Here is a 13,702-nt window from a genome sequence, read left to right as displayed (position 1 = left end):
CGCCGGCACGGGTCGTCGGCTTCGGCTCACCGTGCCGCGGGCATTGACGGCCACTGACAAATCTGCAACCTTGAACGTCGAATCCAGCAAGAAGTCGTCGATGTTTTGCGCGATTCATGCGTGAAACAATGCAATCGGAGGACGGGCGCATGCAGGCACCGGAGCGGGTCGTGGTGCGGTTCGAGGGCGACGGCGCCGGTGAGGGACCCCTGTCGTGGGGGCAGACGGAGAACTGGCTGGCCATCCAGCGGCAGCAGACCTGGCTGCCGCTCGGCGGGGTGCAGCCCCTCCCGCCGGGCAGCACCGTCGACGGCGTCGCCGACGAGCTGCGCTACCTGCTGAGCCGGTTCCCGTCGCTGCGCACCCGGCTGCGGCTCACCGCCGGGGAGCGCCCCACCCAGGTGGTCGCCGGTGCCGGCGAGATCACCCTGGAGGTGGTCGACGCCGGTGACCGCGATCCCGGCACGGTCGCCGGTGAGGTGCACGACCGGTACCGCGACACCGACCTCGACTTCACCACCCAGTGGCCGATCCGCATGGCCGCCGTCCGCAGCGGCGGCGAACTGACCCACCTGGTCGCGCTGCTGAGCCACTTCGCCCTCGACGCCACCGGCGCCGCGGCCATGCTCGCCGGCGTGTCGACCCGCGACACCTCCCCGCTGACCGGGCAGCAGCCGCTGCAGCAGGCGCAGTGGCAGCGGTCCCCGGCCGGGCAGCGGCACAACGCCGCCGCGCTGCGCTACTGGGACGGCATCCTGCGCACGATCGGCCCACGCCGGTTCCCCGAGCCGGTCACCCGCACCTCGCCGCGGTTCTGGCAGGGCGAGTTCACCTCACCGGAGCTGCACCGCGCGGTGCGCACCATCGTGCGGCAGACCGGTGTCGACTCCTCCACGGTCCTGATGACGCTGTACGTCGCGGCCATCGGCCAGGTCAGCGGCATCGACCCGGTGGCGATCCGCCCGACGGTCAGCAACCGGTTCCGCGCCGGGCTGTCCGACGTCGTGTGCACCCTGGTGCAGGCCGGGCTGCTCATGGTGCACGTCGCGGACACCCCGTTCGACGAGCTGCTGGAGCGGACCCGGCGGCTGACGCTGCCGGCGTACAAGTACGCGTACTTCGACCCGGACGACGTGGGCGAGCTGCGGCAGCGGGCCGCCGTCGACATCGGCTGCTTCTACAACGACCGCCGCGGCCCCAACCGGGAGCAGGACCTGAACGCCGCCGAAAGCGCGCCCGGGAACGGGGCCGCTCCGGCCGGGCTGCGCTGGCTGTCCAAACAGGACGCTCCGGCGGTCGAGCCGCTGTTCGTGCACGTCGACGACGCGCCCGGCACCATGCGGCTCACGATCCAGCTCGACGCCGACTACGTGTCACCCACCGACGGCGAGCGGGTCCTGCGCGGCATGGAGCGCATCGCGGTCGCCGCAGCCGGCGTCACGCCGCACCCCTGAGCGGGTCCACGGCCGGCGTCACGGCGCACCCCTGAGCAGGTCGGCGTTACGCCGCACCTCTGAGCAGGTCCGCGGCGGTGAGCGCGGCCGCCAGCACCCGGGCGTCGGCGGGCACCGCCGGATCGAGGCCCGTCATCGTTGCGATGCGGTGCAGCCGGTAGTCCAGGGTGTTGCGGTGGATGTGCAGCTCCAGGGCGGCCTGGCGGCGGTTGTGGCCGTGCCGGACGAAGCTGCGCAGCGTCTCCAGCAGATACGGGTGCCCGCCCAGCGGGTCGAGCTTCGCGGCGAGCCGGTGCAGGCCCGGCCCGGGACGGGCGAGCTGGTATTCCACGAGGACGTCGTCGAAGTGGTACAGGCCGGATCCGCGCCCGAGGCGGCCGACCAGGTCGAGGACCTCACGGGCCTCCGCGGCGGCGGCCGGGATCGCGGCGGGTGTGGCGGCGCCGGCGATGCCCGCCAGGACCGTGCACTGAAGGGCCTCGTGCAGGCTCGCGAGGAGCGCTTCGGCGTCGACGCCGTCCGGGAGCAGGACCACGCCGTCGACGTGGTCGACGAGGACCGGGGTGCCGGCGTGCGCGTCGAGCGCCACCTGGACGAGCCGGTCCGGCGGGCGGGGCGAGAAGCGCACCATGAGCACCGTGTGCCGGCGGCCGATTTCGAGCCGGGCGTCCTGTGCCAGGGTCTGGAACGGGCCGCCGTGCAGGAGCGCGGCGAGCAGCTCCCGCCGGGACCGGGCGGACTCGCTGTGCAGGTCCTCCTGCGCCTGGAGGTGGGCGAGGACGACGGCGGGCATCACCGCCGCCAGGCCGTCGAGCAGGCGCGCCCCGGCCACGGCGAGCTCGTCGGGGCCGGCGACCCCGGTGACCGTGCGCCACCATGCTCTGGCGCCGATGAGGTACGCCGCGAGCGCCGCCTCCAGCGGCAGATGGTCACGGGCCCGGCGGGCGGACAGCTCCACCACCCAGGTCAGGTCCGTGGGGCGCAGCGGGCCGGGGTCGCGCAGCATCCTCAGCAGGAGGCCCAACACGGCGCTCACCGAGTCACGGACCGGACCGTCCAGCGCCGCGGCCGGCAGTCCACGGTAGAAGGGCACGTCGGCAGCGCATCCGGTGACGATCTCGGTGGTCAGCCGGTCGAGCCGGGACGCCATCCGATCATGCAGGTCCGGCATCCCGGCATCGTCACATTGCCCAAACCGGCGCGTCAATCATTGCCGCAGATGCGCACAGACACCGGCCCGGGTGAACCCCGACGATGCAAGGACCCCCGAAGCAACGAGGAGGCACCATGTCTCACCGTTTCCGCCTCGCCGCCGCCGCGTGCGTGGCAGCGGCGGTCCTGGTCCCCGCGACGCCCGCCGCCGCCGCGGACCCCTGGGACGCCCCCGGCCCCTACGCCACCGCCGTGCAGATCGGCGCGGTCAACACCCTGTACTACCCGCGTGACATCGCCTCGAGCCCGCGCCGCCACCCGGTGATCGTGTGGGGCAACGGCACCGGCGCCGCGCCGCTGGTCTACCGGGACCTGCTGCTGTACTGGGCCAGCCACGGCTTCATCGTCTCGGCCGCCAACACCCCCGCCTCCAACCTCGGCATCTCGATGCGGCTCGGCATCGACGCCCTCACCGCGGCCGACGCCGACCCCGCCAGCATCTTCCGGGGCAAGGTCGACCTGGCGCACATCGGCGCGTCCGGGCACTCGCAGGGCGGCGCCGCCGCGATCGTCGTCGGCGCCGACCCGCGCATCGACGCGATCCTGCCGATCCAGCCCGGCCCCCTGGCCGACATCGACGACGTGCACGTGCCGGCGCTGCTGCTGGCCGGGCAGTACGACAGCATCGTGTTCCCGTTCCTGGTGAAGGCGTTCTACAACGACGCGACCCACATCCCGGCGATCTACGCTGAGGTCCGGGGCGCCGACCACTTCACCGTCGTCGGGGACCCGGGCCCGTTCGCGGCGCCGACCACCGCCTGGTTCCGGTTCCAGCTGATGGGCGACACCGCGGCCCGCGCCGAGTTCTACGGTCCGTCCTGCGGCATCTGCACGGACACCCGCACGTGGTCCGACGTGCGCCGCAACGCCCTCGTCCCCTGACCCCACGACCAGACGGAGCACCATGGACAGCGTCGAGATCCCCACCCCGGACGGCCCGCTGCACGCTCTGCGGTCCGGGCCCGCCGTCCCCGGCGACGGCGGCCCGGTCGTGCTCGCCGCGCACGGCATCACCGCCTCAGCGATGTCGTTCGCGGCGGTCGCCCGGGCCCTGCCGGCCGGGTGGACGCTGCTCGCCCTGGACCTGCGCGGCCGGGGCCGCAGCAACACCCTGCCCGGCCCGTTCGGCATGGACCGCCACGCCGGGGACCTCGCCGCCGTGGCCCGGCAGGTCGGCAGGCCGGTCGTCCTGACCGGCCAGTCGATGGGTGCGTACGCGGCGCTGCGGGCGGCGACCAGGTTCCCCGACCTGTTCACCCGCCTGGTGCTCATCGACGGCGGCCTGCCGCTGCCGGTCCCCGCCGGCGCCGACCCCGACGCGGTCCTGGAGGCCACCCTGGGCCCGGCGATCCTGCGGCTGCGGATGACGTTCCCTTCCGAGGAGGCCTACGTCGAGCTCTTCCGCAACCATCCGGCCCTGGCCGCGTCCTGGAACGACGACCTCGACGCGTACGCCCGCTATGACAGCACCGGCGACCCGGGGGAGATCCGCTCCCGGGTCGACCCGGCCGCCGTCGCCGCGGACGGCCGGGACCTGATCGTCAACGCCGCCACGTTTGGCGCGGACCTGCAGGCGCTGACGCTGCCCGCCGACCTGCTGTATGCGCCGCGGGGCATGTTCGGCCAGGAACCCGGGATTCTGCCGCAGCCCCTGGTCGAGCAGTGGACGGCGCGGAGCCCGGTGCGCGCGGAGCTCATCCCGGACTGCAACCACTACACGATCCTGACCGACCCGAAGCCGGCCGCCCGGATCAGCGAGGTGCTGACCCGGCCGTGACCGAGCCCTGAACCGGCCCGTGAGCCGGGTCTGCACCGGTCACGGCAGGCGCTGATCGCCGATGACGCTGAGCAGTCGCAGCTTCTCGTGGGACTCGGTGCCGGCCGTGGCCGTGTACACCACCAGCAGCTGCGACTGGTCGGGGTCCACGAGCGTCTGGCAGTGCAGGTCCAGGACCCCGAGCCGCGGGTGCTGGACGCGTTTCGGGGCGCAGTAGGGCCCGGCGACCGGATGCTCCCGCCAGATCGCGGCGAACTCGGCACTGGCGGCCAGCAGCGCGTCGGCGATCTGCGCGGCCCGCGAGCCGCGGCCGTCGCGGGTGGCGACGTCGTGCAGGTTGGCGGCGATGAGCCGGGAGTGGGTCGGGTGGTCCTCCGGCGGGTAGATCAACCGGGACGCCGGGTCGGTGAACCACCGGTAGTGCATGCTGCGGGCCGGGCCGGTGTGGACGCTGTCGTCGCCGAGCAGCGCCGCGGCGAGACGGGTCTGGTGCAGCGTCTCGCCGACGTTGTTCACCACGCGGGCGGCCGCGTCCTGCAGCCCGTCCAGGATGCGCATCATGCCCGGGTTGATGTGGTCGGCGCGCAGCGCCGCGGTGCGGTGTGGCGTGCCCGGCGAGCCGGAACAGGTGGTCGCGTTCCTCCAGGGACAGGCGCAGCCCGCGGGCCAGGGCGGCGAGCATCTGCCCGGACGGGTGCGGGCCGCGCTGCTGCTCGAGGCGGCTGTAGTAGTCGATCGACATGTCCGACAGCACGGCGACCTCTTCGCGGCGCAGCCCTGCGGTGCGTCGCCGGCGGCCACGTGGCAGGCCGACGTCCTCGGGTTGCAGCGCCTCCCGGCGGGTCCGCAGGAAGTCGGCGAGTCGGGCCCGGTCCACGGTGCCCAGTCTCCTCCCGTCCCGGCGCGATGCCGGGCACCTGCGCCAACACTGACGCCGCCACCGGCGCGGATCCAGGCACCGGCGGTCCTGCGATCGGCGTCACAGCTGCCCGGATCCGTGGATCGGCAGGGCATGCCTACGGCCGCGGACCGGTGGCACGGTCGAGGGCATGAGCACACCGACACGCATCGCACCCGCCCACTGGATCGGCGGCAAGGCCGTCGCCGGCACGGGCGACACCGTTCCCGTCATCAACCCGGCCACCGGTGAGGTCGTCGCCGTGGTCCCGGCCGGCACCGCCGCCGAGGTCGACGCGGCCGTCGCCGCGGCCACGGCGGCGTTCCCCGGCTGGGCCGCCGTCCCGCCCGCCGAGCGGGCCCGGGCCGTCGGCCGGATCGCCGACGGCCTGCACGCCCGCGCCGAGCAGATCGCGGCCACGATCACCGCGGAGATGGGCGCGCCCATCACCCTGTCGCGGTCCGCGCAGGCGGTGTTCCCGGTCGCGGTGGCCGCGTCCTTCGCCGGGCTCGCCGCGGACTTCCCGTGGCGGGAGGAGATCGGCACGTCGCTGGTGCTGCGGGAGCCGATCGGGGTGGTCGGGGCGATCACGCCGTGGAACTTCCCGCTGCAGCAGATCGTGTCGAAGCTGGCGCCCGCGCTGCTGGCCGGCAACACGATGGTGTTCAAGCCCTCGGAGATCGCCCCGCTGACCGCGCAGCTCCTCGCCGACGTCGTCGCGGAGGCCGGCGTACCGGCGGGGGTGTTCAACGTCGTGCACGGCACCGGACCGGTCGTGGGGGAGGCGATCGCCGCGCATCCCGGCATCGACATGGTGTCCTTCACCGGTTCGACCCGCGCCGGGCGGCGGGTGGCCGCGGTCGCGGCGCAGACGGTGAAGCGGGTCGCGCTGGAACTCGGCGGCAAGTCCGCGAACGTGATCCTCGACGACGCGGACCTGCCCCGGGCCGTCGAACACGGCCTCGCGAGCGCGTTCGCCAACGGCGGCCAGGTGTGCGGGGCGCTGTCGCGGATGCTGGTCCCCGCCGCCCGCCACGACGAGATCGTCGACCTGGTCGTCGCGGCCGCCGGGCGGTACACGGTCGGCGACCCGCTGGCGGAGACGACCCGGATCGGGCCGATGGCGACCCGGGCCCACCAGGAACGGGTCATCGGCTACATCGAGCGGGGCATCGCCGACGGTGCCACGCTCGCGGCCGGCGGCCCGGCCCGCATCGACGGGCTCGGGACCGGTGCGTACGTGCGTCCGACCGTCTTCGCCGGCGTCGACCCGCACGCCGTCATCGCCCAGGAGGAGATCTTCGGGCCGGTGCTCGCGGTCATCCCGTACACCGGCGACGACCATGCGGTCGAGATCGCCAACGGCACCGTGTACGGGCTCGGCGGTGCGGTGTTCGGCGAGCCGGACCACGCGCTCGCGGTCGCCGGGCGGCTGCGGACCGGTCAGGTCGACGTCAACGGCGCGCACTGGAATCCGCTGGCGCCGTTCGGCGGCTACCGGCAGTCCGGCAACGGCCGTGAGTTCGGCCGCTACGGCCTCGAGGAGTTCCTGGAGACGAAGTCGATCCAGCGCTGAACGCGAGGGTCAGCCGATGGTGTGCCCGCCGTTGACGGTGACGCGTTCGCCGGTGACGAACGACGCGGCGTCCGACAGCAGCCAGCGCACCGCGGCGGCGACGTCCTCGGGGCGGCCGATGCGGCCGAGCGGGATGTCGGCGACGTACTGCGCGACGGCGTCCGCGGTGACGCCGGCGTGCCGTTCGACCGGGACCCAGCCGGGGGCGACGACGTTGACGGTGACGCCGTGCGGGCCGAGCTCACGGGCCCAGGTGCGGGCCAGGCCGACCTGGGCGGCCTTCGCCGCCACGTACGCCGACCAGCCGGGCAGGGCCCGGTCGACCATGTCGGAGCCGATCAGCACGACCCGGCCGGTGCCGGCGGCCCGCATCGCCGGCAGCGCGGCCTGGACGAGCAGCGTCGGGCTCTTGACGAAGAACACCAGCTGGCCGAGGTGGTCGTCCCAGGTGAGGTCTTCGACGGTGACCTCCGGCTGCGGGCCGGTGGCGTTGGCGACGAGCGCGGTGACCGGTCCGAGCCGGTCGGTCACCGCGGTGACGAGGGCGGCGACCGACGCCTCGTCCGTCACGTCGGCCTCGAACGCCTCGGCGGTGCCGCCGGCGGCGCGGATGCCGTCGACGACCGCGCCGGCCGCGTCCGCGCCGTGCCGGTAGTTGACGGCGACGGCCCAGCCGTCCGCCGCCAGGGCCCGCGCGATCGACGCACCGAGGCCCCGGGACGCGCCGGTGACCAGAACCACCCCTGCAACGGACATGGTCGTGGACGGTAACAGGCGTGGCAGCGGCGCGGACGGCGCCGGGGTGGCGAGGTCAGGGGCTGATCAAGGTGAGGGTGAGGACGGACGTGTAGTGGCCGGTCGGTGACGTGTCTGGCATCCGCAGCTCCAGGTCTGCCCCGAACCGGACGGTTCCCAGCCCGCCGCCGGCCGCCAGCGGCGCCGCCTGGCCGAGGCCCGGACTGGACGGATCCGCCAGCCGTGAGGCGATGCCGCTGCCCAGGACGATCGTGCCCTCCGCGTCGCCGGGGTCGGCGTCGAACGCGGGCCGCCAGCCGAGATCCGCCGCCGGGAGGGTCGCGGCGCCGTTGACGAAGCCGTCGGCCTGTCCGGTCAGCAGCCAGCCGGGATGGTCCGGACGGGTTTCGGTGACGCTGACGCCGCTGAGGTGGCCGGTGAAGACCCAGGCGTGCCGGTGCCCGGTCGGGTCGGTGGCCTGCACCGGATGCCCGGCCGGCGTCGCCGGGTCCACCTGCGTGAGGGTCGTGCGGGTGCCCGCCGCGACGCTCAGCGTGAGGCTGCCCGCATACGGTTGCGTGTCGTTCTGTGCCTGGACGGTGATGCAGACGCACGGCCGGACGAGGTACGGCACGATCGCCGACGTCGAGTGCGGCTGTGACGGGTCCTCGGGCACGAACACCGCGACCAGGCGATGCGGTGTCTCCTGGGCCGTCAACGTCACGGCGGGCCCTGCGCCGAGATCGACGTCGCCGTCGAAGATGTGCAGGTCACCCGGTGTGGCGGGGACCCCCGCGACAGCGACCGTGACGGTTGCCCGGTTCGACGCGTCGGGTGCGTACAGTTCGCCGGCCGGTTGCATCGCCAACGTCAGCGTCGGGGTGCTGGATGCGGTGACGACGGTCAGTTCGGGCGAGGTCCACCGGGCGGGCAGGTCGTCGCGGACCAGTTCCGCGACGTAGTGGTGCACGCCTGTGTTGGCGACGACGTACGCGGTGTGCCCGCCGCCTATCCGTATGATGCCGTCGTAGGTGATGTTCAGGATGCCGGTGACCCCGGCTGGTGCGGTCGGCGCGGCCAGCACCCCGCGGTGCGGGAGTCAGCCGACGGTGAGCTCGGCGAGGGTGGCGTTCGTCGAGTGGATCGCGGACAGGTAGGCCATGGCCATGGCCGCGGTGTCCATCGATGTCTGCGCCGGCAGGGTGCCGGCCGGTGGCATCTGAGCCGACGGCATCATGTACGCGCGGGCGGTGCGCAGCACGTCGCCGAGCGGCCCGTTGCCGGTGGTGAGCGCCTCCACGAGCGTCGCATCGAGAGGCAGGCCCTGCAGCATCCGGTCGGCGGGCTCGTCGAAGAGGTCGGCGATCGCGGACAGCAGCCCGCCGATGTAGGCGACGTCGCCGGGCAGGCCCGCGGCGCCGGCGAGGAACTGGGCGAACCTGGCCCGGACCAGCACGCCGCTGAGCTGCTCGGGGTCGGCCTCGGTGAGGTCGGCGACGAGCATCAGCGTGACCCACTGGCGGATCCGGTTGAGCCCGATCGCGACGACGGTGTCGCGGATCGACGACACGGTCCGGCTGCGGCCGGTCGCGGCGTTGTTGGTGGCGCGCAGCAGCCGCAGGCTCAGCGCCGGGTCCCCGCCGACGAGGTCGACGACCTCGTCCACGTCGACGTCGTCGGCGCTGAGTGCGTGCAGCATCCGTAGCCGGGTCAGCCGGGCCGGGGCGAGGGTGACGGTCGAGTTGACGTGCGGGCGGCCCAGGATGTCGCCCTGGAACAGGTCGAAGCCGAGGGCGAAGGCGAGCCGGAGCGCGTCGGGGGTTTCCAGCCGCTCGGCGACGAGGCGCAGGTGGCCGTGCCGGCGGCACTCGGCGACGGCGGCGCGGACCTCGGGCTCCGAGGCGTGCAGCAGGTCGATCTTCACGTAGCTGGCGAGCGGGAGCAGCGGTTCGTGGCCGCCGCCGAGGACGAAGTCGTCCAGCGCGATGGTGTACCCGTGCTCGACGAGGGCGGTGACACCGGCGATGACCTCGTCGTCGACGGTGGTCGTCTCCAGGACCTCGAGGACGGCCTGGGTGCCGTCGAACGGCAGCGGCAGCCGGCCGGTGAGGAAGTCGCGGGTCAGGTTGACGAAGCAGTCCCGGCCGCCGGACAGGTCGCGCAGCCCGAACTCGGTGAACGCCGCGACCAGCACCCGGGCGGTGGCGTGGGAGTCGCTGCGGTCGGCGCCGGACGAGGTCGCCCGGGCCCGGAACAGCAGCTCGTCGGCGACGACGACGCCGTTGCGGTCGTAGATGGGCTGCCGGGCGACGTGCACGACGTGACCGCTGCCAGGTGCCTCCGCATGCTCGCTCACCAGGCGATAATCGCGCTAAAACCGGCTGAATGGTGCGGAATGGTCAATGTGCCCTTTACCGTAGGTGACGGTGTTGGGAGTACGGTGGACCTGCGTGACCTGGACTTCGTCGATCCGGCGGGTCGGCGGGGAAGCCGGTGGAGGCTGATGGGGATGCGGGACCAGCTGACCCATGACGCGTTCTTCTACGGCACCGACGCGCGCTTCACCGACGTGCTCGTGCCGTTCGTCCGCGACGGGCTGCAGCGCGACGACGCCGTCGTGGCCGCCGTCACCCACACCAACGCGGGACTGCTGCGCAACGCGCTCGGTCAGGCCGCGGCGGCGGTGCAGTTCATCGCCCGCGACGAGTGGTATCAGCGACCGGCGCGCACCGTCGCGCGCTGGGGACGGCTCCTGGCCGACGCGACCAGCCGTGGGCACGAAGCGGTCCGCATCATCGGCGAGGTCGGCTTCGGCCCGCCGGCCCGGCACACGACCTGGACCCGCTACGAGTCCGTGCTCAACACGGTGTTCGCCGACGCGCCCGCCTGGATCGTCTGCCCCTACGACACCCGGCTCCTGCCCGGCGCCGTGCTCGCCGACGCCTGCCGCACCCACCCGACGCTGACCGCGGCGGAACCCGGCGGCAACGCGGCCTACCGCCCGCCGGCGGAGTTCCTCGACGCGGTGCCCGAGCCGGTGCCACCGGTCGACGGCCCACCGGCGCTCGTCGCGGCACTCGGTGACAACGTCGCCGACGCCCGCTGGCTGGTCGGGCGGGTCGCCGCCGAGCACGGCTGGGCCGGCACCGGCCGGCTCGACGAGCTCCTGCTCGTCACCAGCGAGATCGTCGCCAACGCCGTGCTGTACGGCGGCGCCCGGCGGGAGCTGCGCGTCTGGGTCGACGGCCCGGCGCTGGTGTGCGAGATCGCCGACGACGGTCCCGGCCCCGCCGACCCCCTCGTCGGCTACCGGCCCCCGGACGAGCTGATCATCGGCGGCCGCGGCCTGTGGATCGCCCGGCAGCTGAGCGAGGCGCTCGCCGTCAGCCACGACGACGGCTGGACCCGCGTGCGCTACGCCCTGCTGCGCCCCTGACCGCCGGCGACCGGCACAGGCGAACGCCGGTGTTCCATCGGCGTTCGCCTGCGCGTCGGCGGCGCACCATAGTTTCGGTCGATGCGACGACTCTTGACGCTCACGGCCGTGACCGTGCCATTGCTGCTCATCCCCGCAACCGCCCAGGCCGCACCGGGAACCCAGGCTGCACCGGGAACCCAGGCCGTGACCCCCCGCGTGGAGACACCGGCCCTGTATGACGACGAGGCCGGTGGCGACGCCAACGCCGACGACCCCGCGATCTGGGTCAACGAGCGCGACCGCGGCGCCAGCCGGGTGATCGCCACCGCCAAGAACGGCGGCCTGCGCGTCTACGACCTCGCGGGCCGGGAACGGCAGGCGATCGCGACGCCGCCGGCCCCGGGCGAGGACGACGAGGCCGGCCGGTTCAACAACGTCGACCTGGTGCAGGGCTTCCGGCTCGGCGGCCGGAGCGTCGACCTCGCCGTCGTCACCGACCGCGGCCGCGACCAGCTGCGCTTCTACCGCATCGACCCGGCGACCGGGACGCTCACCGACGTGACCGCACCGGACGTCCCGTTCGCGTTCAGCGCCGGGCAGGCCGAGGTCAACGAGCAGCGCACCGCGTACGGGCTGGCCACCTACCGGGACTTCGACGGCACCCCGTATGCGGTCGTCAGCCGCCGCAGCACCAGCGAGGTCGGGCTGTTCAAACTCGTCGCGAAGGGCGCGGCGGTGAGCTACCAGCGGGTCGACCGGCTGACGCTGCCCTCGACGTTCCGGCTGCCGGACGGCTCGGCGTGGTCGCCGTGCGCGGACCCCGGCGACGGGCCGCAGGTCGAGGGCAGCGTCGTCGACCCGGCGACCCGGGTCGCGTACCTGGCGCAGGAGACCGTCGGCCTGTGGCGGGTCGCGGTGTGGGGCGGCCGCTTCCGCGGTGCCCCGCAGCCGGTGGAACGCACCCGCGAGTTCGGCGTGCCGGCCCATTTCGACGAGGCCGAGGACGACTGCGTCGTGGACTACGCCGCGGACCCGGGCTACGGCGGCCGCATCGCCGCGGACGTCGAGGGGCTCACCATCCTGCGCACCGGCCCGCTGACCGGCACCCTGCTGGTGTCCAGCCAGGGCGACGACACGTTCTACACCTACGACCGGCTGACGCTGCGCCCGACCGGCCGGTTCGCGGTCGTCGACGGCGCCCGCACCGACGGCTCGCAGGCCTGTGACGGCGCGGCCGTGACCGCCACCGCCCTGCCCGGCTTCCCCGGCGGGCTGCTGGTCGTGCACGACGGGCAGAACACGCCGGCGGACGGCGACCGGGAGAACACCAACTTCAAGTTCCTCGACGCCGGCTTCCTGCGCGGCGCTCGCACCTCGTGACGGCGACCCGCGTGCGGCCGTCCGGGCCGCACGCGGGTCACAGCGATAGCATCCGGGGTCGTGAACAGCGAACCGAAGATGGTCCTGGTCGTGCGCACCGACCTCGGCATGGGCAAGGGCAAGATCGCGGCGCAGGTCGCGCACGCGGCGGTGGCCGCGGTCCTGGAAGGACCGCACGGTGCGGTGTTCGGCGACTGGCTGCGCGCCGGCCAGCCGAAAGTGGTGCTGAAGGTCGGCGGGGAGGCGGACCTCGCCGACCTGTGCGCCCGGGCCGGCGAGGCGGGCCTGCCGGTGCAGGTGATCCGCGACGCCGGCCGGACCCAGGTCGCGTCGGGCACCGCGACCTGTTGTGCGATCGGGCCGGCGTTGCCCGCCGACGTCGATCCCGTCACCGCGGTGCTGAGCCTGCTGTAGGGCCGGCTCAGCCCTTCACGCCGCTGCTGGCGACGCTGCGCACGAAGTACCGCTGGAAGATGACGAACACGATCGCCACCGGGATGATGGTCAGGATGGAACCGGCCATCATCACCGGATAGTCGAAGCTCTGCCCGCCCGCCCCGCCGCGGCCCAGCGTCGACAGGCCGAAGGGCAGCGTCCAGTGCGAGGGGCTGGCCCGCACCACGATGAGCGGCATCAGGAACTCGTTCCACACGCCCTGGAACGACAGGATCGTCAGGGTCAGCAGCGCGGGCCGCGCCAGCGGCAGCACGACGTGCCAGTAGGCCTGGAAGATCGAGGCGCCGTCGATGCGGGCGGCCTCCTCCAGCTCCCGGGGCAGCTCGACGAAGAACTGCCGCATCAGGAAGATGCCCATCGCGTCGACCGCGAGCGGCAGGATCAGGCCGCTGTAGGAGTTGAGCAGGCTCAGTTCCTTGAGCACCAGGAACCGTGGCACGGTCAGCACGATCGGCGGCACCGCGAGCACCGAGATGATCCCGGCGAAGAGGATGCCCCGGCCGCGGAAGTTCAGCCGGGCCAGGGCGTAGCCGGCCAGCGAGTCGATGAAGACCCGGCCGAGGGTCGCGGCGACCGTCACGACGATCGAGTTGAACGTCCACAGTGGAAAGTCGCTGTGCACGAGGACGTCGGTCCACGCGCGCAGGTCGAAGGAGCGCGGCCACGGGGACACGGAGCTCGTCGCGACCTCGGGCCGGGACTTGAACGACGTGCCCAGCGACAGCAGGAACGGGTAGATGAACACGACGGCGAAGGTGATGAGCAGCCCGTAGCGCAGCGCCCTTCGGTACACCAC

At 73.6% G+C, this 13,702-nt stretch carries 13 protein-coding genes and 1 pseudogene; 7 read left to right on the top strand and 7 right to left on the bottom strand.

Going from position 1 to position 13,702, the window contains the following annotated elements:
* Positions 1–149: 149 nt before the first annotated feature.
* Positions 150–1,454, top strand: coding sequence for a condensation domain-containing protein (locus tag ACFPIJ_RS30270; RefSeq protein WP_380119872.1), 1,305 nt, complete (start codon positions 150–152; stop codon positions 1,452–1,454).
* A 46-nt stretch (positions 1,455–1,500) separates the two neighbouring features.
* Here ACFPIJ_RS30270 and ACFPIJ_RS30265 read toward each other — a convergent pair whose 3' ends face one another.
* A complete protein-coding gene (locus ACFPIJ_RS30265; RefSeq protein ID WP_380119870.1) occupies positions 1,501–2,625 on the bottom strand; it encodes a PucR family transcriptional regulator in 1,125 nt (374 codons plus the stop codon).
* 116 nt (positions 2,626–2,741) lie between these two features.
* On the opposite strand from ACFPIJ_RS30265, the gene ACFPIJ_RS30260 reads away from it, so the two are divergent.
* Both ACFPIJ_RS30260 and ACFPIJ_RS30255 read left to right on the top strand, forming a co-directional pair.
* Complete coding sequence (locus ACFPIJ_RS30260) at positions 2,742–3,548, top strand: alpha/beta hydrolase family protein (RefSeq protein ID WP_380119868.1); 807 nt, start codon at positions 2,742–2,744, stop codon at positions 3,546–3,548.
* 22 nt (positions 3,549–3,570) lie between these two features.
* Entirely contained in the window at positions 3,571–4,443 is an 873-nt protein-coding gene (locus tag ACFPIJ_RS30255; protein WP_380119866.1) for an alpha/beta hydrolase, read from the top strand.
* A 39-nt stretch (positions 4,444–4,482) separates the two neighbouring features.
* On the opposite strand, the gene ACFPIJ_RS30250 is transcribed toward ACFPIJ_RS30255, so the two are convergent.
* On the bottom strand, positions 4,483–5,004 hold the full coding sequence (locus tag ACFPIJ_RS30250; protein WP_380119864.1) for an MmyB family transcriptional regulator: 522 nt from the start codon (positions 5,002–5,004) through the stop codon (positions 4,483–4,485).
* Positions 5,005–5,128: 124 nt separating this feature from the next.
* A pseudogene (locus ACFPIJ_RS30245) lies at positions 5,129–5,320 on the bottom strand (helix-turn-helix domain-containing protein); the annotation flags it as partial.
* A gap of 172 nt (positions 5,321–5,492) precedes the next feature.
* Here ACFPIJ_RS30245 and ACFPIJ_RS30240 point away from each other — a divergent pair.
* Positions 5,493–6,917: an aldehyde dehydrogenase family protein gene (locus tag ACFPIJ_RS30240; protein WP_380119862.1), complete on the top strand. Its 1,425-nt coding sequence runs from the start codon at positions 5,493–5,495 to the stop codon at positions 6,915–6,917.
* 9 nt (positions 6,918–6,926) lie between these two features.
* On the opposite strand, the gene ACFPIJ_RS30235 is transcribed toward ACFPIJ_RS30240, so the two are convergent.
* From ACFPIJ_RS30235 to ACFPIJ_RS30225, 3 genes are read right to left on the bottom strand one after another with little or no spacing between them, the layout of a single operon-like run.
* Complete coding sequence (locus ACFPIJ_RS30235) at positions 6,927–7,673, bottom strand: SDR family NAD(P)-dependent oxidoreductase (RefSeq protein WP_380119860.1); 747 nt, start codon at positions 7,671–7,673, stop codon at positions 6,927–6,929.
* A 55-nt stretch (positions 7,674–7,728) separates the two neighbouring features.
* The gene (locus tag ACFPIJ_RS30230; protein ID WP_380119858.1) at positions 7,729–8,736 is read right to left on the bottom strand and encodes a hypothetical protein; all 1,008 of its coding nucleotides are present in this window, start codon (positions 8,734–8,736) and stop codon (positions 7,729–7,731) included.
* 15 nt (positions 8,737–8,751) lie between these two features.
* A complete protein-coding gene (locus ACFPIJ_RS30225; RefSeq protein WP_380119856.1) occupies positions 8,752–10,008 on the bottom strand; it encodes an EAL and HDOD domain-containing protein in 1,257 nt (418 codons plus the stop codon).
* 153 nt (positions 10,009–10,161) lie between these two features.
* On the opposite strand from ACFPIJ_RS30225, the gene ACFPIJ_RS30220 reads away from it, so the two are divergent.
* The 3 genes from ACFPIJ_RS30220 to pth2 all read left to right on the top strand — a co-directional run bounded on the left by ACFPIJ_RS30220 (position 10,162) and on the right by pth2 (position 12,864).
* Positions 10,162–11,088, top strand: coding sequence for an anti-sigma factor RsbA family regulatory protein (locus ACFPIJ_RS30220; protein ID WP_380119854.1), 927 nt, complete (start codon positions 10,162–10,164; stop codon positions 11,086–11,088).
* Positions 11,089–11,196: 108 nt separating this feature from the next.
* A complete protein-coding gene (locus tag ACFPIJ_RS30215) occupies positions 11,197–12,450 on the top strand; it encodes a phytase (RefSeq protein ID WP_380119852.1) in 1,254 nt (417 codons plus the stop codon).
* Between the two features lie 60 nt (positions 12,451–12,510).
* The gene (pth2, locus tag ACFPIJ_RS30210) at positions 12,511–12,864 is read left to right on the top strand and encodes a peptidyl-tRNA hydrolase Pth2 (protein WP_380119850.1); all 354 of its coding nucleotides are present in this window, start codon (positions 12,511–12,513) and stop codon (positions 12,862–12,864) included.
* A 7-nt stretch (positions 12,865–12,871) separates the two neighbouring features.
* On the opposite strand, the gene ACFPIJ_RS30205 is transcribed toward pth2, so the two are convergent.
* Entirely contained in the window at positions 12,872–13,702 is an 831-nt protein-coding gene (locus ACFPIJ_RS30205) for a carbohydrate ABC transporter permease (protein WP_380119848.1), read from the bottom strand.

Origin of the sequence: Dactylosporangium cerinum, assembly GCF_042653625.1 — a bacterium.
Taxonomy (GTDB): Bacteria; Actinomycetota; Actinomycetes; order Mycobacteriales; family Micromonosporaceae; genus Dactylosporangium; species Dactylosporangium cerinum.
This window is presented reverse-complemented; position numbering and strand designations above follow the sequence as displayed.